The organism is Rummeliibacillus sp. POC4 (assembly GCF_003576525.1).
In the GTDB taxonomy this organism is placed as follows: Bacteria; Bacillota; Bacilli; order Bacillales_A; family Planococcaceae; genus Rummeliibacillus.
Genome location: NZ_QWUA01000012.1, coordinates 1 through 24,550 on the forward strand (window position 1 = coordinate 1; position 24,550 = coordinate 24,550).

The window sequence follows — 24,550 nt, forward strand, 5'->3', positions numbered from 1 at the left end:
GATATTAGAATTTATTACAGAATCTTTTAAAAGGTCCACATTTAGGTTAAACTGTAGTTGGGTCATTATTAATTCCTCCTCATTGTTTATCGTCGATGAAAACATTGTAACCAAGAGGGATTAATTTGACTCTTTTTCTTTTTACACAATTATATGGACTTAATCACTCAGACTCCCTTTTGCACAACTCGAGCCCCCTTTTGCACAACTCAAACTTCCTTTTGCACAACTCACTCCCTTTTGCACAACTCAAGCTCTCTTTTGCACAACTCAGACTCCCTTTTGCACAACTCAAGCCCCCTTTTGCACAACTCACTCCCTTTTGCACAACTCAAGCCTCTTTTTGCACAACTCAAGCCTCTTTTTGCACAACTCACCATGAAACCTTTCATCACTTTCATCCGTATACTATCTATCAAAGGAGGTACCAAATAATGAAAAAGTTAATAATCTATCTTCTTACATTCGCAGTCGCATTTGTTGTATTACAAGTATTGTGCGGGTTATTTCTTACGTTGGTTTATACGCCAGATATTTCTTCTGCTTGGTATATGCAAGCAACTGCTCCTAGTACAACTATATTTGGAATTTCAGTATCTATTTCGTCCTTTATCATTGCAATGATTTCGGCTGCGATTGCGTTTCTACTCACTTCCCAGTTTCAAATCACAAAAAAAGGAGCGCAATAATTGCTGCTCCTCTCTTTTTACTTATTAAAATCTTTGCATTCTTTGTATTTCTAAGCTCGCATACTTAGCTAAATCGTGATCTGAATAATCATAGTAATTTTCTAGAACTTTCGACCATTGTTCTGCAATATTCTTTTTTAATAATCCATTCATCTTCTCTTGATTCCAAACATTTATGTATAATTTTTCAGCTAGGGTTTTCGCATCTTCAGTTAGCTTGGATGCAGTCACTAATATACACTCATTACATCCAAAATATGCCTTTCCAATCGCAATTCGATGAATATCATCCATTGTTATAATAATTTCGTCTTTAACAATACTTATTGCATGTTTCTCATTATTATTTTCAGCAAAATATTGAATTCCAAATTCATCTGAATCAAAATGACTATTAAATTGAATATTTTGATAACCAAACTTTTTAAGAGACTTTATCGTAAAAATTTGTAACTCACGAAGCGACATTTGAGACATATCATTGTCTCCCATAATTCCATAAGTCTTTTCAAATCGCTCCCATAAACCTTTTACAAATTCTGTTAACATGTCTACTCTTTTCGGTGACAAAAACTCATCAAGAATTTGCGATAATTCTTCCGTAGATTGAATTATATGAATTTTCTTCTTTTGCAGAGATACAATTCTTTTCGTCGCTTGAAGAATATAATAAACACCGAAACAAAAGAAAAAAACAATTAATACAAGACCGACTGGATGAAAGAGATAGTTCTGATAAATATAAACTAAGCGTTCAACATAACTCTTACTATGTATGTATGGAAAAAATAAAGCTAACAAAAAAGGAAAAATTAATAGATATGCACTTAAACAAATACCTTTCCAAATTTCTGAAATTGAGATTTTCCTTTCCTGAGCCAATTTAGCTGCTTTTCCAGAAGACTCTTGGTTTTTCTCCATTTTCAAAATCATATCCATATTCTTTTTCGCACATTCCGGACAGAAAATAACAATTTTTCGACCATTTAAAACCTTTTCTGTCTTCATATTATGTATTGTGCATACTTGGCTTTCCATTTCTACACCTCTTAAATTCCAAGGCTATTTATATTTTTACCTTACCATTATTATATTAAAATATACCCTCCAATTAAATGAGTGATAATTACTACATTTTTAAGTAGCATCTAATTCTTTATTGCTATTTTTCCAAAATTATCAAATTCCATGAATCATAACATGAATGTCACCTTTTGTTGCTACCAAGTTCCATCATATCCATCTATAATAGGGATTAGGAGGTCTAATATGAAAAATTTGATAAGTACGAATTTGAAAAACTTGCGTAAACGATATGATTATACGCAAGAACAATTAGCTGAAAAACTCAATGTTTCACGACAAGTCATCGCAAAATGGGAAAAAGGTGAATCACTACCCGATATTCAACTTTGCTCACAGTTAGCAGAATTGTTTGATGTGGCACTCGATGATTTAGTGAACTATTCAAGTAAAGAAGTTGGAGTTGATGTACCCCCTCGTGGGAAGCATATGTTCGGAATTGTTACAGTGAGTGAACGTGGGCAAATTGTCATACCCAAAAAAGCGCGTGAAGTGTTTAACATTCAATCTGGCGCACAACTGATTATTGTCGGTGATGATGAACGCGGATTGGGAATTGTGCCTCAACACTACATGAAGAAATTCTTTCAGCAAGCATTTTTAGAGGAGGAGGACGATGAAAAATGAACGCAATTGATATCCAGTCCATCTCAAAATATTATGGAGAAAAACATGCAGTAGACAACGTTTCTTTATCTGTTGCTCAAGGTGAATTAGTCAGCTTACTCGGTGTTAATGGTGCCGGTAAATCAACGTTAATCAATCTATTAACAGGTCTTATAACACCTACTGCTGGTGATGCATTGATACATGGCAAAAGTATTGTGAAAGATCCTCATCAAGTAAAATCATTGCTTGGCGTATCTCCTCAAGAAACAGCTATCGCCCCCAATTTGACCGTTCGAGAAAATTTAGAGCTTATGGCAGGTGTGCACGGCTTCGATCGTAAAAAAACGAAGTCTAAAACGGATGAGCTCATAGCAAATTTCAATTTATCGACTGTAGAGAAACAAAAAAGTAAAACTTTGTCCGGTGGCTGGAAACGTCGCCTTAGTATTGCAATGGCTATTATTAGCGAACCAAAAGTTCTCTTCTTAGATGAGCCAACACTGGGGTTAGATATTTTAGCACGCCGTGAATTATGGCAAGTAATTGAGAAAATTAGAGGAACAGCAACGATTGTATTGACAACACATTATTTGGAAGAAGCCGATGCTTTGTCTGACCGCATATTCATATTAAAAAATGGTCGTTTAGAAGCAGCTGGTACAAGTGATGAGCTGAAACAGCAAACTGGAACGACTAAATTTGAAGATGCCTTTATTAAGTTAGTAATGGACGGTGAAAAAGCATGAGAGCTATGGTGTTTGCCAAAAGAAATACATTAGAAATTATAAGAGACCCACTTTCCCTATTTTTCGGATTAGGTTTTCCGGTTATTTTACTGGTCTTATTATCCATTATAAATAAAAACATTCCGGTTGACCTATTTTCGGTAAGTAACTTAACGCCTGGCATTGCGGTGTTTGGACTTTCCTTTTTATCACTCTTTTCTGCACAATTGATAGCAAAAGACCGAACAACTGCTTTACTTAGTCGATTGTTTACAACACCAATGACAGCAATGGATTTTATCTTAGGTTATACATTACCGCTTCTTCCAATGGCATTGTTACAAAGTGTTGTGTGCTTCTTATGCGCGATTATCCTTGGACTTAAGATGACTTGGTCAATTGTCCCAACAATCCTGTTACTATTTGTGGTATCCCTTATTTTCATCGGATTAGGATTATTAATCGGTTCAACATTAAGTGAAAAGGCTGCTACAGCCATATCAGGAGCTCTCTTAACGAATCTTTGTGGTTGGTTATCTGGCACTTGGTTTGACTTAGAACTTGTTGGTGGCGCCTTCCGTGATATTGCCTATGCCCTTCCATTCGTCCATGCAGTAGAAATGGGAAAGGCTGCTTTAGCCGGTAATTATCAAGATATTTGGCCCCATCTTGGAGTAGTAGCGGGTTACGGTATTGTGCTATTAGCAATCGCGGTCACCTTATTCCATAAAAAGATGAAATCAATATAAGAATATCAGACTGAAAAGTTTACAATGTATATTATGCTAATCATATATTTCTACTAATATAAAAAAACAACTTCAACGATGCCCATTAGGACAAGATTTGAAGTTGTTTTTTATATAAATTGCTGATGATAGTGTTGCAAGGCATAACTTTTCTCAGAGAATCCTCTATCGAAACTTTACTCAATCCTTAACGACAATATCTCTGGTGGTTCTTCTAGTTCAATGAGGATATTGTCTTCAGTTATTTTCAATGGATAGAATGGATTTTCTTCAGCAACCATAGTTTGAAATTGGTCATTCGTCATTGGTTTTATTTGTTCATATTGACGGATATAGCTTGGATATTCAAATTCCACGCTTTCAATCGTTTGAAGCGTTTCTTGTAATTTGATTTCCTCTTCTTCTGTTAAATTGATGCCATCTGTTAATACACAGTCGTTTACAAATTTTATGATAAAATTTTTCGCTTCAACAATACTATTAAATCCTTTTAACTTTGCGATTGCATTTTGAATTTGGGCATTCTCAGACTTTCTTTGAAGTGCGATAGTCGAGCAATCTTTTAGAATCCATGATAACTTTTCTTGGACAATATTATTTAATAGATCTTTTACTTTTATAAAAGATTCTAGTAATTTTTCTTCTTCTAATTTAAGAAGATGATATTTTCTCTCTAAAATTTGTTGTTGTTCGTTGAGAATTTCAATTTTTTCGACGAAATATGCTTCGTCACTACCGTTTTTAAAAATATATTTTAATAATTTCATGCCATTAGTCTTTTGGTGTTTTTTATCTACAAGTTCATAGAGGGCCTCATATTCTTGAAGAATTTTACGATAGTCTCTAATTTTCGTTAGATAATCTTTTGCTTGTTGAACAAAACTAATTATTGGTCGATGTTTATTAAATAATTTGTCATCCATTACTTGGATTAACTGATATAAGGTTTCTACATTTTTAAATTTTTCGCTATGTATCTTATACTGTTCCGTTAGCTCACTAAAATATTGATTTTGTGCAGCTTCTGTAATTTGTCGCATATCGAAATTTTCAATATATTCTTTCAAAATCAGAAGTGAAGAGCAATATGGTTCACGCTCTGGAATGATTTCAATCTCAGTTTGAAATCGTTTCAGCCAATGGATAAATCGTTCTTGCAAATAGGATAATCGTTTCGCTTGGTTATTTGCTGTCTTCTCCAACTCTTTAATGACAAGTTCAATTTGGCTGTTGTTCCATTGCTCATCATCATTAGCTGATAAAGAGTCAAATGCTTCTTTTGAAGAAATACATACTATATCTCTTACATGGTCGGAAAGCTGGCTTTCATACGATGCAATTATGGCTTGCTCATTCAGCCCCATTAAATCAAGGCCATTTAAAATCCCTAATGGAACTATTTTCTTTTCTTTCAGCTTTTTAAGTAAATTTAGTTCAGCTGGAATTATAGGATTTCCATGTTTAAAAATCCAAAATACATCATCCGCACGATTTAATATAGTCTCTTTCAAGTATGCAGATTCACTACCAGAAACTTGAATTGGTGTTGTGTCTATTAACGTAACCATCTTCAAGAGATCATTGCAAATAAAAATCTCGATAAAATCAAGACTTTCTCTTAAAAGTTTGGCGCTTGATGTATCTAAAACTGTGAACAATTCTACTTTATCCATATCAAATGTAGCAACTTGTCCATCTAAAAAATGAGCACGAACTTCTTCTTTTTCTCCATAACAAATAATGGTGTTTACTTCTGTCGCTACTTCCATTGAACTAAAAATTGTTCGTTTCAATAAAGCATTAACTAAAGTTGTTTTACCATTACCAGTCATACCAGCTAATAAGACCATCGTGCTATTCGTTGCATCTTGAATGATATATTTTAAGATTTTGTTTGTTTCTTTTACATATGAATTTTGAGAAAGTAATGTATTTAAATATGTTAGTTTTTCTACAAAATTTTGTAAAAAATCTGCAAGTTTATCATCTTCCCAACGAATAGGTAATTTCTCTTTTAAGTCGGCAATCTTCATTAGGTCTTTATCCATCCGTTAAATCTCCTTTAATACTGCTTACTCTTTAGTATACATGAAATTCAACGGGTGTTGTTTAATATTTTTTATTCATAAATCTTTTTTTGTAAAGACTAATTTAGTATTGTGAATAGTTATTTTTCACTATTTATATAGTACTTTTAATATAAAACATTGTTTTTATAAAGATTCTGTACATTTCTTTTTCCTGGTTGATCGGTTAATGACTTGTTATTTGGTTCGCTTTGCTATAATTTGTGGTTCCTTTATCATAATTTGTGAGTCATGAACCAACTTTGTTTCCTTGTTGGAACTGGGTGGCTACTTTTGCACAGCTCACTATTCCTTTTGCACAACTCGGAATCCTTTTTGCACAACTCAGACTCTCTTTGGCACAACTCGGAATCCCTTTTGCACAACTCACTCCCTTTTGCACAACTCACTATTCCTTTTGCACAACTCGGAATCCTTTTTGCACAACTCACTTCCTTTTGCACAACTCACTATTCCTTTTGCACAACTCACTCCCTTTTGCACAACTCAGAACCCCTTTTGCACAACTCACTATTCCTTTTGCACAACTCAGACTCTCTTTGGCACAACTCGGAATCCCTTTTGCACAACTCTTTCTCCATTTTAGAAACAACTATCGGTATTCTAAAAATAATCTACAAATGTTGGGACGCCTGTGGGAATGATTCTTTCTAATAAGAGGATGGAGGAGGGATCTCCTTTTATTCTTTCTATTTTATATAAATAAATTGGTCTTAAATAACCGAGCAGCATTGTTATTAAGGTTTGGACGGTCATTTGAACAACATCTTCTATTAATTCATCAGAAATTTTCTGTACTTTTAGACCTTTTTCATCGGAGTAGATTTCAAAAGTACCTTGATTCCATTCGGCTAATGGGTCACTAATAGCCCAGCGCATATGGAATTCGTTTTCTGCAAAAGGAAATTGCTTCACAAAACCGATTAGATCAACAATCCGAGCCATAAAATAAGGGGACAGACTTTGTTTGATCTCGCTATCTTGCATCAGAAATGCGACTGCCTCGTTACCGGTTGTTTTACCAAATACTTTATAGACCATGGATTGATGAGCATAGATAAAATTCCAAAGGGCTTTTCGAGCTACTTCTTTTAAAGTGATGAGTTCATCGATATAGAAATTTTCTTCCATGATTCGATAGAACATATAGCCAAGCGCGTTTCCCTCTTCATCATAATAAACAGCAGCCTGTAAATTGGCATCACTGTCGATAAACTTTTCCTCCCAGTAATCTTCCTGATACTTTTCGTTCCATGAAATTTCATTTCGAATCATCGCACCATGTGTACGCATCGCAAATTGATGATACACATTTTTCACATCTTCATCGGTTGTAGATGCACGACGCACTTGTCCGGGAATATTATCATAATGAGGAATTTGGGTATCTCGAATTTGATATTCTACAATATCACTCATAATTTCAAAACCTTTTTTTCGATAATACGGAATTGAATATGGAAATAAATAAGAAATCGTATAGCCGTCTTTTTTCATTTGCTTTAGACTTGCGTATATTAATTTATGCATTAAACCGTGGCGAGAATATTCAGGATATGTTCCAACAGCTGTGATTCCACCCATCTTGTAAACACGATTATGAATATTGACTTCAAATGGCAGATTTAATATTTGCGCAACCAAATGATCCCCGTCAAACCAACCAAGCGCAACCCCTTCATCAAACTGTGTGGATTTAGCTGACACAAAGAGACGATCTTTGTTGATGGATAAATTCATTTGAAAAACATAGTTAAGTAACTCAATCGATTGTTTAATCTCTGTTTGCTTTATTTCCCGCATATGTAAGTTCGATTTCATCATAGTTCCCCTTTTTCCGTTTTCTTTATGTTTCCCAGTTTGTATCAAACTAATCGAAATATAAGGATAAATCTTGGCAGGTCTATTTGAAGTAGTTATAGAACTTTTATATAAATAATTGATTATAGGCTTAAACATCGAGATAAGCGCTTACTAAATATAGAATAAAAATTCATATATAAAGTCTAAAAGGAATGGGGAATTAAAATTGTTTGGAGAAAAACCTAAATGTTCTGTTTGTAGTAAAGAAATTGAGGATAATGAGGTTGTTTTCGTGAAAATGCGTTATCCAAAGCATAAAGGAATGACGGAAATTAAAGCCTATCTAAAAAATGAAGGTCGTTTCATCTGTGAAGATTGTTTTCATAAGAAGACAAACCAACTTTAAATACTTAAAAACCACATGCTAAATTTTAGTGAGAGGATGAAAGAGAAATGGCTATGTCAGACTACTATGAAAAGTTAAGAGATAAACTTGGTTCAGACTTAATTTTTATGCCGTGTGTAGCAGGAATAATTCGAAATGAATTTGGAGAAATTTTATTTCAGAACAAAGGGAACGAAGAAAAATGGAGTCTGCCTGCTGGGGCAATTGAACTGGGAGAAGCACCTGCAGAAGCTCTAATTCGAGAAGTTTGGGAAGAAACTGGTCTTTGTGTTACTCCCAAAAAATTATTAGGAGTATTTGGTGGAAAGGAATTTCGTTATCAGTATCCAAATGGTCATAAAGTTGAGTACAATGTGTTCTTATTTGAATGTGAAGTTCAAAGTGGTGAACTAAACCCTATAGACGATGAAACTTTTGAATTACGCTATTTCAACTTTAATGAAATGCCTGAACTTGCATTACCATATCCTAAATCAGTTTTCGAGTTGACTTCAGACGAAATATTCTTCCAGTGGAACGATGGATGGTTAAAGAAACTTAAATAATACTAATTAGTTAAAATACCAATAAAGTAAAAAGGTGAACCAAATAATAAATAATATAAATGTTGACGAGTAAGATCATTTTCAACCCACGCTTACCCGCCAACGTTGACTGTACATATTAATGCAAATAATTTTTCAAAAGGCTATTAATAGAGTTGTTTATTTCATTTATGTTCGGATTTTTTACCTTTTTGTCGTTAATGTTATATTTCCTTTTTAGTTGGATAATTCTTTCTGTACTTTCATTTAATCTTTGTTCGGAAATTTCTCCATTTTGAACAGCCCTTTTTAAAGAGGCGATAATTTTCACGACATTATCATAATTATGGCCTACTAAAATAATATCGCTTCCTGCCTTAACCGATTCTACCGCTGCTTTGCCTATATCAAAATGTTCTGTGATAGCTCCCATCGTCATATCGTCCGTTATGATGACTCCATTGAAACTAAGTTTATTTCTAAGTAAATCTGTCATGATTGCTTTTGACATAGACGCCGGATTTGTTTTATCCAATTTAGGCAATAAAATATGAGCGACCATCACAACATCTGCTCCATCATCTATCGCACGTTCAAATGGTATTAACTCTAGTTCTTTCAGTTCCTTCAAGCTTTTATTTACAATCGGGAGATCTAGATGAGAATCAACTGATGTATCTCCATGTCCAGGAAAGTGCTTAATTGTCGGGATAACGTTTTGCGACTGAATCCCTTTCATCGTTTGAATCCCAAGTTCACTTACGATTTCAAGATTGTTTCCAAATGAGCGATCTCCGATAACAGGGTTATTCGGATTACTATTAATATCAAGAACAGGTGCAAAATCGAGATTTAAGCCGAATTCTTTTAATTCTCGGCCTAAAAGTGTTCCGATTTTATAAGAAAACTCACGATTATTTACCTTTCCAATCTGTTCATTAGTAGGAAAATTAGTAAGTCCTCCGGGCAATCTTGTTACACGTCCACCCTCTTGGTCAGTACTTAAAAATAGCGGTAGACGCGAACTGTTTTCAGTTTTCAATTGATTTACAAGTTGAATGGTTTGTGCAGGGGTGTTGAAATTATTTTTGTAAAAAATAATGCCCCCAATATGGAATTGGTTTACTAATTTTTTGGTGTTAGCATCCATCGTGGTTCCAGAAATCCCAGCAAGAATCATTTGCCCAATTTTTTCTTCTAAACTCATTTTAGAAACCACCTCTGAAGGGAGTGTAACTTCTGGCTGTTTTCCAACATGTGCTTGTTGATCTATTTTCGTATAGAGTGAGATATGGTCAACTTTAGGATTTGGTTCCTGCTCTGTTGTATTAGACAATACCCATAATAATTCAGTTGAAGTAGATGCATGGTAGACAAGGATCATTTGATTATGCGTTTTGTCCTTATAATATCGAATGGCATCTGGCTCTCCTCCAACTTTCTTAATATCATTTAAGGATATCTTTTGTAGTTCGGAATCATAAGATCGTAAATCATTCACAGTCTTACCGGCATAGCCAATTGTAGATTGATGACTTTCGTACCCTTCATACCTACCTTTAGCAGCCTCTGTTACAGAATCTGACTTTCCCCACTTTTTATTTACTTCCTGCCATGCTGTTTTACCTGAAACAAAAGGAATGTTCGGAACCTTCCCTACCTTAGATAATGAAAAAGTTTCCTCAACAAGTTTTGAAATCTGCTCATCTCCCAAATCGGCTGTTTTTTTATCGGTTGGATGATAAGTTATCACTGTCTTCTCTTTTGCCGGTGTTTTTTTGTTTTCTTTAATTGCGTAAACAGCCATGAACAATGCTAAAGTTAAAAGCGGAATCGTAAAAATCAGTAGCAGCTTTTTCCATGGAAATCTTTTTCTATGCATTTTTCTAATTTCTCTTTCTCCTACCGGAATTATTTTTAACTATCCTCTTCTTTCTGGCGAAAAGCCCCAATTTAAGTGAGGGGCTGTTGATGAAGGTTTAGTATAAATTCAATTTAGAGCTTATTATATCCTTCTATTTTATGTATGTATTTGGTCATTTGATCTTTCATAATTTGTTATGTGATTAATAAGGAGCTTTCTTCGTAGCTGTGTGGAGTTTATTTTCATAAAAAAAGGGACTCTGCATACTTGCAAGTCCCCATTCTTTATTTATTTTTCAATACTTCTAAAGCTTTTGTTGGATCTTTAATGGCTAATTGGCAACTGTAATTTTGACATACTTGTAATTCAAAGTCGCCTTGTTGTTTTAGATGCCAAACGTCAAATGGACGATATTGTGAGAAAAGTTCCGTGTGGATTTCATCTGTTGGGTTTGTTAGATGAATTTCACTTGAGGCTGATTGATGGGTCAACATGAGTTGCAATAGCCACAAGGTTGCGGAAGGAAATCGATTAATATCTGCGGAAAATGCGTTAAGAACTTCGTCAGCTAGTTTGATATATTCTTCCTTTTCAGTGAGTTTTCCAAGTCGCCAAAGTTGCATAGCAATGGTGCTATTCCCTGCAGGATAAGCATTATCTATAGCAGTCTTTTCTCGAACGATTAATGTTTCAGCTGCATGATTCGTAATGTAAAAGCCACCATTTTCTTGATCATGGAATTGTGAAAGCGTCTCTTCAACCAATTTTTCTGAACGATTTAAGTAAACTGAATCCCCCGTTGCTAAGTAAAGCTCATTTAATGCCCATAAATAATTCGCATAATCGTCGATAAAAGCAGACTGTTTAGCTTGTCCATCTCGATAACTAACTAGCAACTTCCCTTTCTTTACAAGATGCGTTTGCAAAAAATCATCCACTGATTTAGCAAGGTCGATAAATGTTTTATCTTCAAATACAGCCCCTGCTTTTGCCAATGCACTGATTAATAACGCATTCCAAGAAGTAAGAATTTTATCATCCACATTAGGATAGACTCTTTTTTCTCGATAGTCTAGCAGCGATTTACGACATTGTTCCAGTTCCTCTTGAGAAAGGAGCATTTTTTCCGTTTTAATTAGATTCGGAATATTTTTCCCTTCAAAATTACCATGCGGACTAATATTAAAAGTTTTGGCATATTTAGTCCCTTTTTCTTTTCCAAGGATTTCAATGATTTCATCGTATGACCAAATATAATATTTTCCCTCTACACCTTCACTATCTGCATCAATCGCACTATAAAATCCACCTTCTGGACTTTGCATTTCTCGTTGTAAAAATGTCATCGTTTCAAACACTACTTGCTTAAAGGAATCATCTTTCGTAATTTGATAGGCTTCTGTATAACAATGCAATAAAAGTGCTTGGTCATAGAGCATCTTCTCAAAATGCGGAACGAGCCACATTTGATCGGTAGAATATCGTGCAAAACCGAAGCCGATATGGTCGTAAATCCCTCCAAGATGCATTTGCTCTAATGTTTTCGTTGCCATCAGTAGAGCACTTTCTTTTCCCGTTGAACGATAATAGCGCAGTAAATATAAAATTTGACCAGCAGTTGGAAATTTAGGCGCTGTTCCAAAGCCTCCATAAATACCGTCAAAATTGGACTGCAAATTTTGAAATGCTTCCTTCGTTCGCATTGATGGTATAGGTGAACTCTCTTGCTGTGCCATATCATGTAATGCTGTCACAACATTGTCCACAACTGTTGCAATTTGCCCTGGATCTTCATGATATACCTTAGCTAAATTCGGGATGATCTCCATCATACCCGGTCTGCCATACTTACTATGCTTTGCAAAATAAGTCCCCGCATAAAACGGCTTCTGATCAGGCGTCAAAAAGACATTCAAAGGCCATCCCCCTGACCCCGTCATCATCTGACACACATTCATATAAATCGAATCAATATCAGGTCTCTCTTCCCTATCCACCTTAACGCAGATAAAATATTCATTTAATAATGATGCAACTTCCTCATCTTCAAACGATTCATGTGCCATGACATGACACCAATGACAAGTTGAATATCCAATGCTGACAAGTACCGGTTTATCTTCTTCCTTTGCTTTTTGAAAGGCTTCTTCCCCCCATGGGTACCAATTCACAGGATTGTATGCGTGCTGCAAAAGGTAAGGCGAAGTCTCCGCAATGAGTCTATTGGGTTTATCAGTATTAGGCATTGGATCACCCTCTTTCTTTAATTACTTCAAACTAAATTGTAACCATAATTATTTATATTTAATAATAAAATAATGGCCCCAAAAACACTCTTTTAGGACGGAAGAGAATAAAGATCAAAAAATAATTGACTTTAAATAATTAAACCAGTTATAATAATTGGAATTTAAAGGGTATTTTAGGAGGCAGCTTAAAATGCGTAAGGTAGGAATTTTATTTGAATTTATGCGAGTGCTCATTTTGTTGTTTTTCTTAACAGCTATTCTATATTATCCGTTAAGAACACTATATGAAACAATTGGTATCGAAACGGAGAATTATTTTTATATACTTACTTTTGCTATTTTGTTGATTGTCTATGTTATTTATACGAACAAATTACAATTTACTGGTTTTTATACTAAAGGAGCAAAAAAGATGCCACCTAAGATAACATGGTCAATTTTATCGATTTCATTTCTATTAATATCAGTTCCTATAATCATTAACTATTTCGGTTAAACATTATAGTACCTGCGCTTTTACATATCTTTCATAAATCAATTCTTTGATAACTACTTCTTTTTATTTTCGACACCACCCCCAACAGAATGGATTTTTCTCAACTACAGCCCCGGTATTTTAAATACATTCTTTCACATATAAGCTATAATATATATACTGGACTAACTATATATTTAATAAGGGGACAATTCCTTTGACCGAGAATAATCATTCTGAGGCACCAAAAAAGAAAATCAGCCTGCGTGATGCAGTGAAGCAACAGCTTGAAAACAAAAAGAACCAAGCTTCCGCTTATAAAGGAAAACCGAATACCGACCATTCAACAAAAAAAATGAAAAGCCAACAAACGAAAAAAGCAAGCAATACCCGCAGAAAAATGGGTGTCTAATGAACGGACAAAATCGGAAAGATATTTTACCAAGTATGACTGTTGATAGTGTTTTAAAAAAGGATCAAAGAACAGGGAAGCTTACTAGAGGGATTGTAAAAGATATCCTTACCAAATCGGCCACCCATCCTCACGGTATTAAAGTTAGGCTAACAGATGGACAAATTGGACGAGTCCAGGAAATTCACTCTAAATAAAAGAAACGAAAAAGCATTCAAGGACCAGTTCAGTTCCCTAAATGCTTTTTATTATTTTCACAATAAATGATTTATTTTGGCTATCATCTTTTGAAAGAAATAAAGTTTTTTCAGTTAAAGATGCTAACTTAGCAATCTAATTTCTCACAAATTACATATTTCCTAATTCATTACTCCCAAACTTCCTCTGCAATTTCTTTAACAAAACGAAGTTTGCGCCATTGTTCTTCTTCCGTTAAAATATTACCTTCTTCTGTGGATGAAAAGCCACATTGTGGACTTAGACAAAGTTGTTCAAGCGGTACATAAGTTGCTGCTTCTTTAATGCGCGCTTTAATCTTTTCTTTATCTTCTAATTCACCTGTTTTAGATGTTATTAATCCTAATACGATTTTTAAATCTTTACGGTTTACATATTTTAATGGTTCAAAACTGCCTGAACGTTCGTCGTCAAATTCTAAAAATAAACCATCTACGTCTAAACCACCGAAAATCACTTCAGAAGCATAATCATAGCCACCGCTTGTAAAGTAATTAGATTTATAGTTACCGCGGCAAATATGCATTGTGATTGTTAAATCTTCTGGTTTGTTTGCAATCGATTCGTTAATCATCGTTTGCAATACTTTTAATTCTTCAGCTGGATCTAAACCTTTAGCACGTAACTTATCATGACCTTCTTGTGAAAATAGATCTGCCCAAGACGTGTCATCTAATTGTAGGTAACGACAACCTGCATCATAAAAAGCTTGGATTGCTTTTTGATAAGCTACAATGGTATCTTTTCTAAATTCTTCAATGTCACTATACACTTCTTCGTTCATATCAACACGTCGAACAAGCATATTTGGACTTGGAATTGTTTGTTTAACAACTGCTTGACCGGCATGTTGTTTTAAAAATTTGAAATGTTCTATAAATGGATGTGTTGAAAAATCTATTTTACCAATAACACGAATGCCTTCCTTACGTGTCTCCATGTTATGGAAATCTAAACCTTTCTCTTTCTCGTAATACTCTACGCCATCAAGGCCGCCTAAAAAGTCAAAATGCCACCAGCTTCTGCGGAATTCACCATCTGTAACTCCTAATAAGCCATTTTCTTTTTGCTTTTCAATAATGCGGATAATCTCGTTATCTTCTACTTTTTTCAATTCATCATATGTAATTTCGCCTGATTTATATTGTTCACGTGCCTCTATTAAATTGGCTGGGCGTAATAAGCTACCTACTTGATCATAACGAAATGGTATAGTAATAGTTTTTACTGTCATCGTATCTATCCCCTTTTATTTATAACTTAAGGAGATTGTAGCACGATACATTTGGTAACAGATAACACATATAAAGTATCTCTAGCTATAGTTTTAAACTATATCCGTTCTTGTTCTTCAGCAATTGCTTCTTTTAAATACTCAATATATATATTCGCTAGAGGGCTAGTTTTGACATTTTTATGTGTAATATACCCAACTGTTATACGTTCATCTACATGTAAAGGAACCGCTACGATATCATTACTATTTAATTCATGACTAATCACGCCCGTAGAAATTGTATATCCGTTTAGTCCGATTAGTAAATTAAAGAGTGTAGCCCGATCACTAACAGTAATATTTTTAGGCCTTGAGATGGTACTTAAAATTTCCTCGGAAAAGTAAAAAGAATTATAGTCTCCCTGTTCAAAGGAAAGGTATGGATAAGGAACTAAATCTGATAATGTCACAAAATCTTGTTTTGCGAGTGGATTTCGTGAGCTAATAAATACATGTGGCTTTGCTTCAAAAAGCTCATGAAATATGAGATTTCCTTCTCTAAGAAATTTATGAATCACTTTTTTATTGAAATCATTGACATATAAAATGCCTATTTCACTTCGTAGATTTTTTACATCTTCAATAATTTCATAGGTCTTTGTTTCTTTTAACGTGAATTCATATTCATCTCGATTGTATTCTTTTAACAAGAGTACAAATGCACTTACCGCAAACGCATAGTGCTGAGCAGATACAGAGAAATGTTGTTGTAATGGTTGAGTATTTGAATAGCGATTTTCTAGAAGATCAGCTTGTTCCACTACTTGTCGTGCATACCCTAAAAACTCTGACCCTTCAGGTGTCAAAATAATTCCTTTATTGGTTCTTAAAAAAATGATTATGCCAATTTCATGTTCTAACTCTTTAAGTGCATTTGAAAGGCTTGGCTGGCTAATAAATAAATTTTGTGCAGCTTTACTGATGGAACGACTCCTTGAAACTTCAATTACATATTTTAACTGCTGTAGTGTCATTATGCTATACCTCTTTCTATGGTGTATTTCCATCTCTCAGTCAGATGTAATTGTATGTATAGGGATTCTTTCTTCGTTCCCCTTTAGATTATAAGGTCTATAATAAAAAATATTTAAAAATCCCACGATAACTGTAACAAACTTAGATCATTTTATCTATATAATTATAGAAAAAGCAGATGGTATAGAAATGCATTACCCTTCTATACCATCTGCTTTTATATTTTCATCTTAATGTTCTATCCCTGAAATCCCGAAGCATCCAGGTCCAGAATGCGTAGAAATCGTTGGACCACCTTGTATCCAAGTAATATTTTTAAAACCATTTTCCTTCGCAAGCTCTTCCATATTCCTTTTTATACTTTCATCAAGTCCTACCGAATAGATTAAAGTTAGCTGTTTTCGGTCAATGTCGTATTGGTCTAAGAAATCTCGCATCAGTTTTTCCGCAACTTTGCTCATATTCCCACGATATTTTCTAGTCGGAACAAGCTTTCCTTCCTTTAGTTCGATGCAGGGCTTTATCTTTAACAATGACCCTCCAATAAAAGCAATATTGCTCACCCGTCCACCCGCTCTTAAAAACTCTAAACTATCCGGAATAAAAGCAAACTTTGTTTTAGAAGCAATGGATTCAATTTTTTCTATTAAATCGATATGGTCAATCGTTGGGTTTTCCTTAAGTAATTTTGCCGCGTACATTACAATTGTGGCTAATCCACCTGTCACATTTAGCGTATCAATTAAATATAGATTTTCAAATTCTTTCGCCGCGATTAAGGCACTTTGAAAAGAAGCCGATGATCTTGACGTATACCCCAAGTGTATAATGATGCTATCTGGAAATTTCTCTCGAATTCCTGAAAATAAATTATGATATTCCTGTTCATTCGTTGATGTTGTTGTTGGGATTTTTTTAGTACGATTATGATAATCATAAACTTCCTCTACAGAGAGCTCGCTCTCTAAATAATCTTTTCCATCCATGATGACATGCATCGGAATGATTTGAATTTGATATTTGTCAATAAAGTCCTTCTGTAAATCTGCTACACTTTCTGTAGATAAAACAATCTTGCTCATTGTGCATCCCTTCCAACTCACGCAGCCGTTCACGCGTACGTATATTTTGGGTTATTCTAAATATACTCCAGAAGCCAGAATAAAATTATTTTGAAAAAATGCTCTCTCCTCTCACATAGTTACTACATTTTAACTTTTGTTACTTCACCAATTGAATGTGGGCTGATATGGTACAAAGTGCAGCCAAAACTAGTTCCATTTTATACTTAGATTCATAGTCACTTTCATACACCTATCCGTATTACCTAACGGATTTTCGACTTTTTAAATCCATCATATGCATTAACTATTGCACCAATTATAAAGATGCTAATTCCTCCCCCAACTACCCACATATTAAATTGTTCCTTCGTAATCGTAAATGCAGTGGTCATATACTCAATGAACGCTTCACTCATTAGATTCGGATTCTTCAAAATTACAATGAAGACAATGGTTGTAATGATTTGGAGAACAGTATTACCAATAGCCATTCTTTTTGTCCATTGTTCTTTGAGTAGCTTATAAATAGCAAAAGCTATTTCTAACCCAATGATTATTACAATAATTGGCCAATACTGTAGTAAAACGTCCTGATTTAAAGCCGGAATCACAAAATCCAATCTTTCCCCATCCCCTTTATATACCCCTAAAAGCTTGTCGGCATAAAAATAAAAGGTTGCCCAGATTGCAGTCCACATTAAACTCCCGAAAACCTCAAACTTCGAAATGGCTTTTTTCTTCGGGATATAAGCAATATTTTTCAAATCATCTGCTGTCCATTTCCCCAAGCTTGCGGTTAATGGTTGCTGTTCTTTGTCCTTATCTAATCTTTCTATAATAGCAAAGGTAGCGGTTAACCAAAAGAAGACTTGAATCCCCACTTCAATGATCACGCCAATACCTTTACCTATAATGCTTAAAACAACATATAGTATTGCCTCATCGCCATTGTAGCCAATAAAATTTTGGGCAATCATTGTAATTAATGAAATAACTGCTGCAATTGGCAAAATCATTTTTAATAACGAGAGATATACATCAAAATAGCGCGGGCCTATAAGATGCATTGGTTGGTCTTTGTAACCACTGGCCAATACTGCAGGGCTCCCTAATTGATTCAATACGTGCTTAACATCTTCTTCCATATAATTACTCGGTAGCATATCCTCAATCGTCGAACGTAACTCGAGGGCAATATCTGTACGCATTTTTTCAGGTAGCCTACGAATAACTTCTTGAATATAAATGTCAATTAACTTCATCTTCGTCATCCCCTCTCAACAGCGTATTAAGTTCGTTCGAAATATTCATCCATTCCTTTTCCAGTTGCGAAAGGATTTCCAATCCATATTCACTCAAAACATAGTACTTACGAGGCCTACTCTCTGATGTATCCCAACTACTTGAAACCAACTCCTGTTTTTCTATTCGGCGAAGTAACGGATATAGGGTACTTTGATCAATAGAAATTCCTGATTTCTCTAATAACTGCACCAGTGAATACCCGTACTGTGGCGTTCTTAACTGACTTAAAACAGCTAATGTCAGAGTCCCTCTCCTCAGCTCTGTTGTTAATGAATCCAATAACTTACTCATACGCTCACCTCTCTTGTACTTTTATTACAAGTATTTAACCTATACTATGTGTCGTACATTATTTTAGTTCCAGAAATAATCTTTTTTTCAGCACTAAAAAAGAAACCATGATAGATATCGGTTTCTTTTATACGCTTGAAAAAAGTCATACACTTGTATTTAGTTATAAACAAAAAGAATGATAGTTAATAAAATGACAGGAATGCCTACCACTATTGATAAGATTGAGATGGCAACATGCACTCGCTCTTTTGACTTAAATATTACTTTCAATACGAGGTAGATCAAAATCCCGATTAAACCCCCTGCAGAATTTAACAACAAATCATCGATATCGCTTGCTCCACGCTTAAAAATATATTGCAGTACTTCAATTCCTAAGCTTGTCCCAATGACTGCTCCGAGCACTTTCCAAAAATGAAACTTTTTCATCCAGTTAGCAAAATAGATTCCAAGTGGAATAAACATCAATATATTTCCCCATACATTTAACGTAAAGCCTTGCTCTGCAATCATGTCAAAGGGAGTCAAGTTAATGCTTCGTCTAGCATCTCTTGCAAAAAACACCGTATCGATTAGTAGATACAAATAGAATAATAATACAATCCAATAGCCTAAATTTAAAAATTTTTTCATTCAGGTTTCTCCCTCTATATTTTTCCACTAGTATCATAACCTATAAAACTTAAAATAAAGTCATTTAAAATCTTAAGTTAATCTTAATTTTTTGTTTTAAAAGCAAAGAAAAAACGAATTTCTCAAGGAAATTCGTTCTTAATCGTGCTGATAGCGGTGCAAAAATTATTAAAGATGTCCCTAATCCCCTTAGTATTTATAACAATTAACTTTCATATCTACTTTAGATTCACCTTACCATTAGGTGTTAGAACAAATTTTAAATCGACAATAAAATGAATAATAATCGGTACTAATAGTGAGCCACTAGCCATATATATTTTAAATATTATGTACCCAAAAAGACCTGTTCCAAGGATACCTTTTGCCCCTTGGTAAAAATGTGCTATCCCAAAAATAACAGCACTAATAATTGCAACCGTACCTAATGAAAATTCAAATGGCAACCCGAATAAAAAAACAGCCATTGCACCGCGAAATACAATTTCCTCACAAATGCCTGCTGTTGCAGCTACAAAAATAAATGCCAAGCGTTCCTTCTTCGTTTGAGGTAATAAAAAGTCAATATTTCCAACTACTAGATTTTTAGAATCCCCCTTTTTTGCTCGCCAATTCATAATGAAAACGAATAAAAGCGCTCCTATAATAACGCTTGTTAAAAATCCAGCTATAAATGAAGAACTATACTCTTCGCTATTGCCACTATCTATCGTAAATAGCTCCTTCCAGCTAAAATCACTAACGAGCCAAACAATACAAATAATTAATAAGATACTCCATTGAATCACAATTGTATCTTTATATATTTTCAATCGTTCAATTTTTGTTACATCCTTTTTTAAAAATAACCAGTCACTCACTATCAAAAATAAAACTGCTCCTAATAATACTATCCCTAAAAAAATCATAGACATTTCCTCCTTTATATCTAGTATAATTAGGAAATGTAATAATCTAGCAAAATATACGAATCGGTATATTCGGAGGTATAAAATGATTGGAGAAACGCTACTAAAAATTCGTAAAAATCGTAATTTAACACAAAAAGAGATAGCAAAGGGCATTTTGCAACAGGCCACTTATTCACGAATTGAACGTGGACAGCTAGCGATTGATGCCGATATTTTAAAAAAATTAGTTGAGCGGCTTAACTTGTCAATGAACGAATTTTTTTATATTCATCAAGGCTATAAAGCTACAAAAAAGCAGCAACTTATCCAAAACTTTGCCCGTATGGAACTCGTATTAGAAGATGAAATAGAGTACCAACTTTCGGAAATTACGCAGTTTTTAAGTTTGAATGCCGATGAAGATATTACAATGCTTCACTTTTCTTATTTAGCGTTGAAAGAGCATGTAACAGGGCACAATATCGATGCAGTTCGTGCATTTGCTACACAAGTTTGGGCACGCATGCAAAAACTTGATAACTGGTATATTAATGATTTAGAGCTGTTAAATGCTATAATATTATATTTTCCACTCGACATCGCTCATGAAATTACTCAAACTGCAATTCGTCGCCTTGATACATATGAGCACTATGAACGCGATATGACATATTTAAAAATCTATTTCCTCCTTAATTTAACGTCACTTTATATAGAGGATGGCGCGTTTGAAGAGTGCCTTAAAGAATTAGAAACAATTCATAAAAAGTACCAAAACAAATTAACCTACCAAACACTTGGTTTTATCATTTGTCGGAAAATTATTTGCAAGCACCATTTAAAGATGAATTATACAAAAGAGAAACAACAATTCGACATGCTTCAGCAACTATTTAACGACGAACATGTATTTAAAGTTTTCAAGCAAGAATTGGCTCTTCATCAAGTCGAATTCGATTAGGCCAAAATTGGGCATGATTTTATTACTGAAATGGATTATAAAAACGTCCATCATTCACGGTAAATAGCCATAGCGTTACACCAACTAACACACCACAAATAACGATTGCTATGATGTCTGCCACCTTAAAGTTTCTGCCAACATACCACGTACGCTTTTTATGTTGACCAAATCCACGCATATCCATGACATTGCTTATCGTTTCGATTCGTTCAAGTGTAGAGAAAATAAGTGGCACAATAATAGCTATTACATTTTTAACTCGCTTGACGATTTTTTCATTACGAGAAATATCTACTCCACGTGCTTGTTGTGCTTGTAAAATCGTTTTAAAATCTCGTTGCACCTCTGGAATATAACGAAACGCAATGGAAACAGCATATGACAAACGATAGCTGACCCCAATTTTATTTAACGATGCTGCAAATTCACTTGGCTGTGTTGTTAGTAAAAACAATAACGCTGGTGGAATAACAGCAATATATTTTAAAGTAATATTAAACTGATAAAATAGCTGTTCAGCTGTTACATGATAACGCCACCATGTACCCGTTAGCATCGTTTTGCTTCCATAAATTTTAGCCCCTTGATTAGGATCAAATATAAAAATCGCAATATTATTCAAAAGTAAAAAAAATAAAATGAAACCAAGAATAAAGATTATTTCCTTCAGCTTAATTTTCGAAACAGAAAAAAGTATGATACTAAATACAAGTAAAACTACAAGTAGCCTCGTATCATACGTAAGCATAGTAGCTGTAGACCATAAAATAAAAACTATTAATTTTGTCGCCCCGGTCAAACGGTGAATAAAGGAATCTAGCTCAATATAACCTAACATTTCATTCGCCATATTGCGCCACTCTCCTTTCAAATTGGATAAAGCGCTCTACTAGTTCAAACGGTTCTGCTAGCTCTACAGCTAACGCTATTTCGTATAACGAAGATGCTTTTAAGCTAGCCTTGCGAACGAGCTCCGGATTTGTCAGTACTTGTGATGGTTTACAATCCGCGATTACTTCTCCTCCGTGTATGACGATCGAACGATTCGTATATTCCGTCATTAGATGCATATCATGTGTAATGACAATGACCGTTGTCCCTCGGGCTGTTAATGATTGCAGAAATGTCATGAGATCCTTAGCATGCTTATAATCCTGTCCAGCTGTTGGCTCATCTAAAATTAAAATAGCAGGATTTAACACTAAAATTGTCGCGATCGCTACTCGACGCCTTTGTCCATAGCTTAGTGCAGTAATTGGCCAATTCCGGAACGGATAGAGACCGCACACTTTTAATGTGTCATGAACAATTTCTGTCACTTTTTCAGAAGAAACCTCACGCTGGCGCAATCCAAATGCTACCTCGTCAAATACTTTCGGCTGCGAAAACATTTGATTAGGATTTTGTAAAACATAACCAACCTTTTCTGCTCGTGATTTAATAGATTCATTTGTCACATCTGCATCATTTATACGGATCACGCCATCTTTCACCTTCTCAAAGCCGCTTATACATTTAGCTAACGTAGATTTTCCCGCACCATTTGTACCTACAATACTAATAAATTCCCCAGCATGGCATGTCAGGTTAATATTTTTTAAAATACTTTGTTTCGTTCCAGGATATGTATAATGTAGATTTTCCAAAACTAAAAGTGGTGCTTCCTGTATTTTTTCTTCATTCATAACAGGTACATTTGCTTCATACCAGTGAAGTATTTCCTTACGATAATTATGAAATGGTATTTCCTCTACTTTATCCAATTGTTCCATCTCTTGTAGCGGTACATTTGCATATTTTAAAAGACGTGTGTACAGTGGCTCACGAATATCATTTTCTGCTAACAAATTTGTTTTTAGCAGCTCCGTTGGCTTCATGTCCGCGACAATTTCTCCATGATTTATTAAAATGATACGATTAATCGTTTGCGATAATGCGTCCTCTAAACGATGCTCGATTAAAATAACTATTTTATTATTTTGTTGATGAAGTTGTTCGATTAATGTCATAGCACTTTTTCCTGTCGCAGGGTCTAAATTCGCTAAGGGCTCATCAAATAGTAAAATCTCTATATTATTTACTAGGACTCCTGCCATCGCTGTACGCTGCTTCTGCCCACCAGATAGTTCAAAAATTTGATGCTGTAAATGGTCCTCGATACCAACTTGTATAGCAGCATCCATTACTTTGCCTTTCATTTCGTTCTGCGGTACCATGGCATTCTCTAATGCAAAGGCGATATCCTCCGCTACGGTAATACCTACAAACTGACTATCCGTATCTTGTAATACCGTACCAATAACTTTGGAACGGTCAAATAAAGAAAACGAATCTGCCACTTTACCTGCAATAGATAAAGTGCCAGATACCTCCCCCTTATATCGTTCTGGAATAAGTCCATTAATACAATGTGCTAATGTACTTTTTCCAGAACCAGATGGACCTACGATGCAGACCTTTTCACCTGGATAAATCGATAAATTAATATTTTTTAATGTCGGCTTTTGCTGACTATCATATTTAAAACTAAAATTTTCAAACTGTATGATCGGCTGCACCGAAATCACCAACCTATTCTTCGTAGCTTAAACTACTTTTTTGAGTACGAGTTTTTGCATATGCGATAAGTAGAAGTGTACCTATAACACCGACTGCTACAATATTCCAAAGTCCTGCTACTAATCCTTGTGTAAATACTTTGTTAGCAGGCTCTGAATATATTAAAATATCTAATACTGGTGCTACTAATCCCCAACCAACTAACTGAACAACGATTTGGACAATATTAAATGAAATAATGGACTTTTTCGTAAATTCGCCTGCTTCAACTTTAAACTTATTGAAAAATAACCCAATTCCTAGACCTACAATCCCAGAAACAATTACCCAGCTCCACCAAGCAGAACCGTAAGCTGTAATATCCTTTAATGCATGACCTATAAAGCCTACAAAGAAACCAGCAATCGGACCAAAAACTGCACTAATTAATGCTAAAAACGCATAAGATGTTTGGATTTCTGTATTTGGAATCCCTGTTGGAATAATGACAAAGCGTGCTAAGACGAAGAATAAAGCTGTGCCCACCCCAATTGCTACGATTGTTTTTGTGTCAAATATTGATTTTTTCATTTTCCATCTCTCCCTTTTTAAAAACATTTTATTAGTTGTAGTCTCTAGATTATAAAAAAGCCCTTAAAAATGTAACTACTGTTACATATTTAAGGGCGATTCATAGCG

26 protein-coding genes are annotated in these 24,550 nt (G+C 34.6%); 10 read left to right on the forward strand and 16 right to left on the reverse strand.

Annotated elements, in window-relative coordinates; translation table 11 throughout:
* The first annotated feature begins 434 nt into the window (after positions 1-434).
* Positions 435-689 carry a hypothetical protein gene (locus tag D1606_RS05990; protein ID WP_119415117.1) on the forward strand — a complete coding sequence of 85 codons (255 nt, stop codon included), beginning with the start codon at positions 435-437 and terminating at the stop codon, positions 687-689.
* A 24-nt stretch (positions 690-713) separates the two neighbouring features.
* On the opposite strand, the gene D1606_RS05995 is transcribed toward D1606_RS05990, so the two are convergent.
* Positions 714-1,727 (reverse strand): restriction endonuclease, encoded by a 1,014-nt coding sequence (locus tag D1606_RS05995; protein WP_119415118.1) that lies wholly within the window; start codon positions 1,725-1,727, stop codon positions 714-716.
* A 231-nt stretch (positions 1,728-1,958) separates the two neighbouring features.
* Between D1606_RS05995 and D1606_RS06000 the strand changes: the two genes are divergently transcribed.
* Genes D1606_RS06000 through D1606_RS06010 form a run of 3 tightly spaced genes read left to right on the forward strand, consistent with a single transcriptional unit; the run spans position 1,959 to position 3,855 of the window.
* Positions 1,959-2,399, forward strand: coding sequence for a helix-turn-helix domain-containing protein (locus D1606_RS06000; protein WP_119415119.1), 441 nt, complete (start codon positions 1,959-1,961; stop codon positions 2,397-2,399).
* Positions 2,396-3,127 carry an ABC transporter ATP-binding protein gene (locus tag D1606_RS06005; RefSeq protein ID WP_119415120.1) on the forward strand — a complete coding sequence of 244 codons (732 nt, stop codon included), beginning with the start codon at positions 2,396-2,398 and terminating at the stop codon, positions 3,125-3,127. The genes D1606_RS06000 and D1606_RS06005 overlap by 4 nt, the downstream gene beginning before the upstream one ends.
* Positions 3,124-3,855 carry an ABC transporter permease gene (locus tag D1606_RS06010; protein ID WP_119415121.1) on the forward strand — a complete coding sequence of 244 codons (732 nt, stop codon included), beginning with the start codon at positions 3,124-3,126 and terminating at the stop codon, positions 3,853-3,855. Before D1606_RS06005 ends, D1606_RS06010 begins: the two co-directional genes overlap by 4 nt.
* 176 nt (positions 3,856-4,031) lie before the next feature.
* Here D1606_RS06010 and D1606_RS06015 read toward each other — a convergent pair whose 3' ends face one another.
* From D1606_RS06015 to D1606_RS06020, 3 genes are all read right to left on the reverse strand, one after another.
* On the reverse strand, positions 4,032-5,903 hold the full coding sequence (locus tag D1606_RS06015; RefSeq protein ID WP_119415122.1) for a dynamin family protein: 1,872 nt from the start codon (positions 5,901-5,903) through the stop codon (positions 4,032-4,034).
* Between the two features lie 268 nt (positions 5,904-6,171).
* The gene (locus D1606_RS18680; RefSeq protein ID WP_158582323.1) at positions 6,172-6,324 is read right to left on the reverse strand and encodes a hypothetical protein; all 153 of its coding nucleotides are present in this window, start codon (positions 6,322-6,324) and stop codon (positions 6,172-6,174) included.
* Positions 6,325-6,545: 221 nt separating this feature from the next.
* Positions 6,546-7,763 carry a GNAT family N-acetyltransferase gene (locus D1606_RS06020; protein WP_233548032.1) on the reverse strand — a complete coding sequence of 406 codons (1,218 nt, stop codon included), beginning with the start codon at positions 7,761-7,763 and terminating at the stop codon, positions 6,546-6,548.
* A 208-nt stretch (positions 7,764-7,971) separates the two neighbouring features.
* Here D1606_RS06020 and D1606_RS06025 point away from each other — a divergent pair, with 208 nt between their 5' ends.
* Positions 7,972-8,151, forward strand: coding sequence for a Fe3+ hydroxamate ABC transporter substrate-binding protein (locus tag D1606_RS06025; protein WP_119415124.1), 180 nt, complete (start codon positions 7,972-7,974; stop codon positions 8,149-8,151).
* Positions 8,152-8,198: 47 nt separating this feature from the next.
* Positions 8,199-8,696: an NUDIX hydrolase gene (locus tag D1606_RS06030; RefSeq protein ID WP_119415125.1), complete on the forward strand. Its 498-nt coding sequence runs from the start codon at positions 8,199-8,201 to the stop codon at positions 8,694-8,696.
* A gap of 118 nt (positions 8,697-8,814) precedes the next feature.
* Here D1606_RS06030 and nagZ read toward each other — a convergent pair whose 3' ends face one another.
* Entirely contained in the window at positions 8,815-10,557 is a 1,743-nt protein-coding gene (gene nagZ / locus D1606_RS06035) for a beta-N-acetylhexosaminidase (protein WP_119415126.1), read from the reverse strand.
* 266 nt (positions 10,558-10,823) lie between these two features.
* Positions 10,824-12,785: a thioredoxin domain-containing protein gene (locus tag D1606_RS06040; RefSeq protein WP_119415127.1), complete on the reverse strand. Its 1,962-nt coding sequence runs from the start codon at positions 12,783-12,785 to the stop codon at positions 10,824-10,826.
* A gap of 193 nt (positions 12,786-12,978) precedes the next feature.
* On the opposite strand from D1606_RS06040, the gene D1606_RS06045 reads away from it, so the two are divergent.
* The 3 genes from D1606_RS06045 to D1606_RS06055 all read left to right on the forward strand — a co-directional run bounded on the left by D1606_RS06045 (position 12,979) and on the right by D1606_RS06055 (position 13,872).
* A complete protein-coding gene (locus tag D1606_RS06045) occupies positions 12,979-13,284 on the forward strand; it encodes a hypothetical protein (protein ID WP_119415128.1) in 306 nt (101 codons plus the stop codon).
* A 196-nt stretch (positions 13,285-13,480) separates the two neighbouring features.
* Positions 13,481-13,675 carry a hypothetical protein gene (locus D1606_RS06050; protein ID WP_119415129.1) on the forward strand — a complete coding sequence of 65 codons (195 nt, stop codon included), beginning with the start codon at positions 13,481-13,483 and terminating at the stop codon, positions 13,673-13,675.
* The gene (locus D1606_RS06055) at positions 13,675-13,872 is read left to right on the forward strand and encodes a YwbE family protein (RefSeq protein ID WP_119415130.1); all 198 of its coding nucleotides are present in this window, start codon (positions 13,675-13,677) and stop codon (positions 13,870-13,872) included. The genes D1606_RS06050 and D1606_RS06055 overlap by 1 nt, the downstream gene beginning before the upstream one ends.
* A 170-nt stretch (positions 13,873-14,042) precedes the next feature.
* Here D1606_RS06055 and D1606_RS06060 read toward each other — a convergent pair whose 3' ends face one another.
* From D1606_RS06060 to D1606_RS06090, 7 genes are all read right to left on the reverse strand, one after another.
* Positions 14,043-15,146: a 5-methyltetrahydropteroyltriglutamate--homocysteine S-methyltransferase gene (locus tag D1606_RS06060; protein WP_119415131.1), complete on the reverse strand. Its 1,104-nt coding sequence runs from the start codon at positions 15,144-15,146 to the stop codon at positions 14,043-14,045.
* Positions 15,147-15,244: 98 nt separating this feature from the next.
* Entirely contained in the window at positions 15,245-16,162 is a 918-nt protein-coding gene (locus D1606_RS06065) for a LysR family transcriptional regulator (RefSeq protein ID WP_119415132.1), read from the reverse strand.
* A gap of 231 nt (positions 16,163-16,393) precedes the next feature.
* Positions 16,394-17,245, reverse strand: coding sequence for a DegV family protein (locus D1606_RS06070; protein ID WP_119415133.1), 852 nt, complete (start codon positions 17,243-17,245; stop codon positions 16,394-16,396).
* A gap of 245 nt (positions 17,246-17,490) precedes the next feature.
* The gene (locus D1606_RS06075; RefSeq protein ID WP_119415134.1) at positions 17,491-18,489 is read right to left on the reverse strand and encodes an HAAS signaling domain-containing protein; all 999 of its coding nucleotides are present in this window, start codon (positions 18,487-18,489) and stop codon (positions 17,491-17,493) included.
* Complete coding sequence (locus D1606_RS06080; protein WP_119415135.1) at positions 18,476-18,823, reverse strand: PadR family transcriptional regulator; 348 nt, start codon at positions 18,821-18,823, stop codon at positions 18,476-18,478. Before D1606_RS06080 ends, D1606_RS06075 begins: the two co-directional genes overlap by 14 nt.
* Positions 18,824-18,982: 159 nt before the next feature.
* Complete coding sequence (locus tag D1606_RS06085; protein WP_119415136.1) at positions 18,983-19,459, reverse strand: VanZ family protein; 477 nt, start codon at positions 19,457-19,459, stop codon at positions 18,983-18,985.
* A 218-nt stretch (positions 19,460-19,677) separates the two neighbouring features.
* The gene (locus tag D1606_RS06090; protein WP_158582324.1) at positions 19,678-20,367 is read right to left on the reverse strand and encodes a CPBP family intramembrane glutamic endopeptidase; all 690 of its coding nucleotides are present in this window, start codon (positions 20,365-20,367) and stop codon (positions 19,678-19,680) included.
* 85 nt (positions 20,368-20,452) lie between these two features.
* Here D1606_RS06090 and D1606_RS06095 point away from each other — a divergent pair, with 85 nt between their 5' ends.
* The gene (locus tag D1606_RS06095; RefSeq protein WP_119415137.1) at positions 20,453-21,310 is read left to right on the forward strand and encodes a helix-turn-helix domain-containing protein; all 858 of its coding nucleotides are present in this window, start codon (positions 20,453-20,455) and stop codon (positions 21,308-21,310) included.
* Positions 21,311-21,332: 22 nt separating this feature from the next.
* Here D1606_RS06095 and D1606_RS06100 read toward each other — a convergent pair whose 3' ends face one another.
* Genes D1606_RS06100 through D1606_RS06110 form a run of 3 tightly spaced genes read right to left on the reverse strand, consistent with a single transcriptional unit; the run spans position 21,333 to position 24,442 of the window.
* Complete coding sequence (locus D1606_RS06100) at positions 21,333-22,163, reverse strand: energy-coupling factor transporter transmembrane component T family protein (RefSeq protein WP_119415138.1); 831 nt, start codon at positions 22,161-22,163, stop codon at positions 21,333-21,335.
* Positions 22,153-23,871, reverse strand: a complete 1,719-nt coding sequence (locus D1606_RS06105; protein WP_199670680.1) for an ABC transporter ATP-binding protein — start codon at positions 23,869-23,871, stop codon at positions 22,153-22,155. Before D1606_RS06105 ends, D1606_RS06100 begins: the two co-directional genes overlap by 11 nt.
* Before the next feature lie 13 nt (positions 23,872-23,884).
* Positions 23,885-24,442, reverse strand: coding sequence for an ECF-type riboflavin transporter substrate-binding protein (locus D1606_RS06110; protein ID WP_119415139.1), 558 nt, complete (start codon positions 24,440-24,442; stop codon positions 23,885-23,887).
* Between the last annotated feature and the right edge of the window lie 108 nt (positions 24,443-24,550).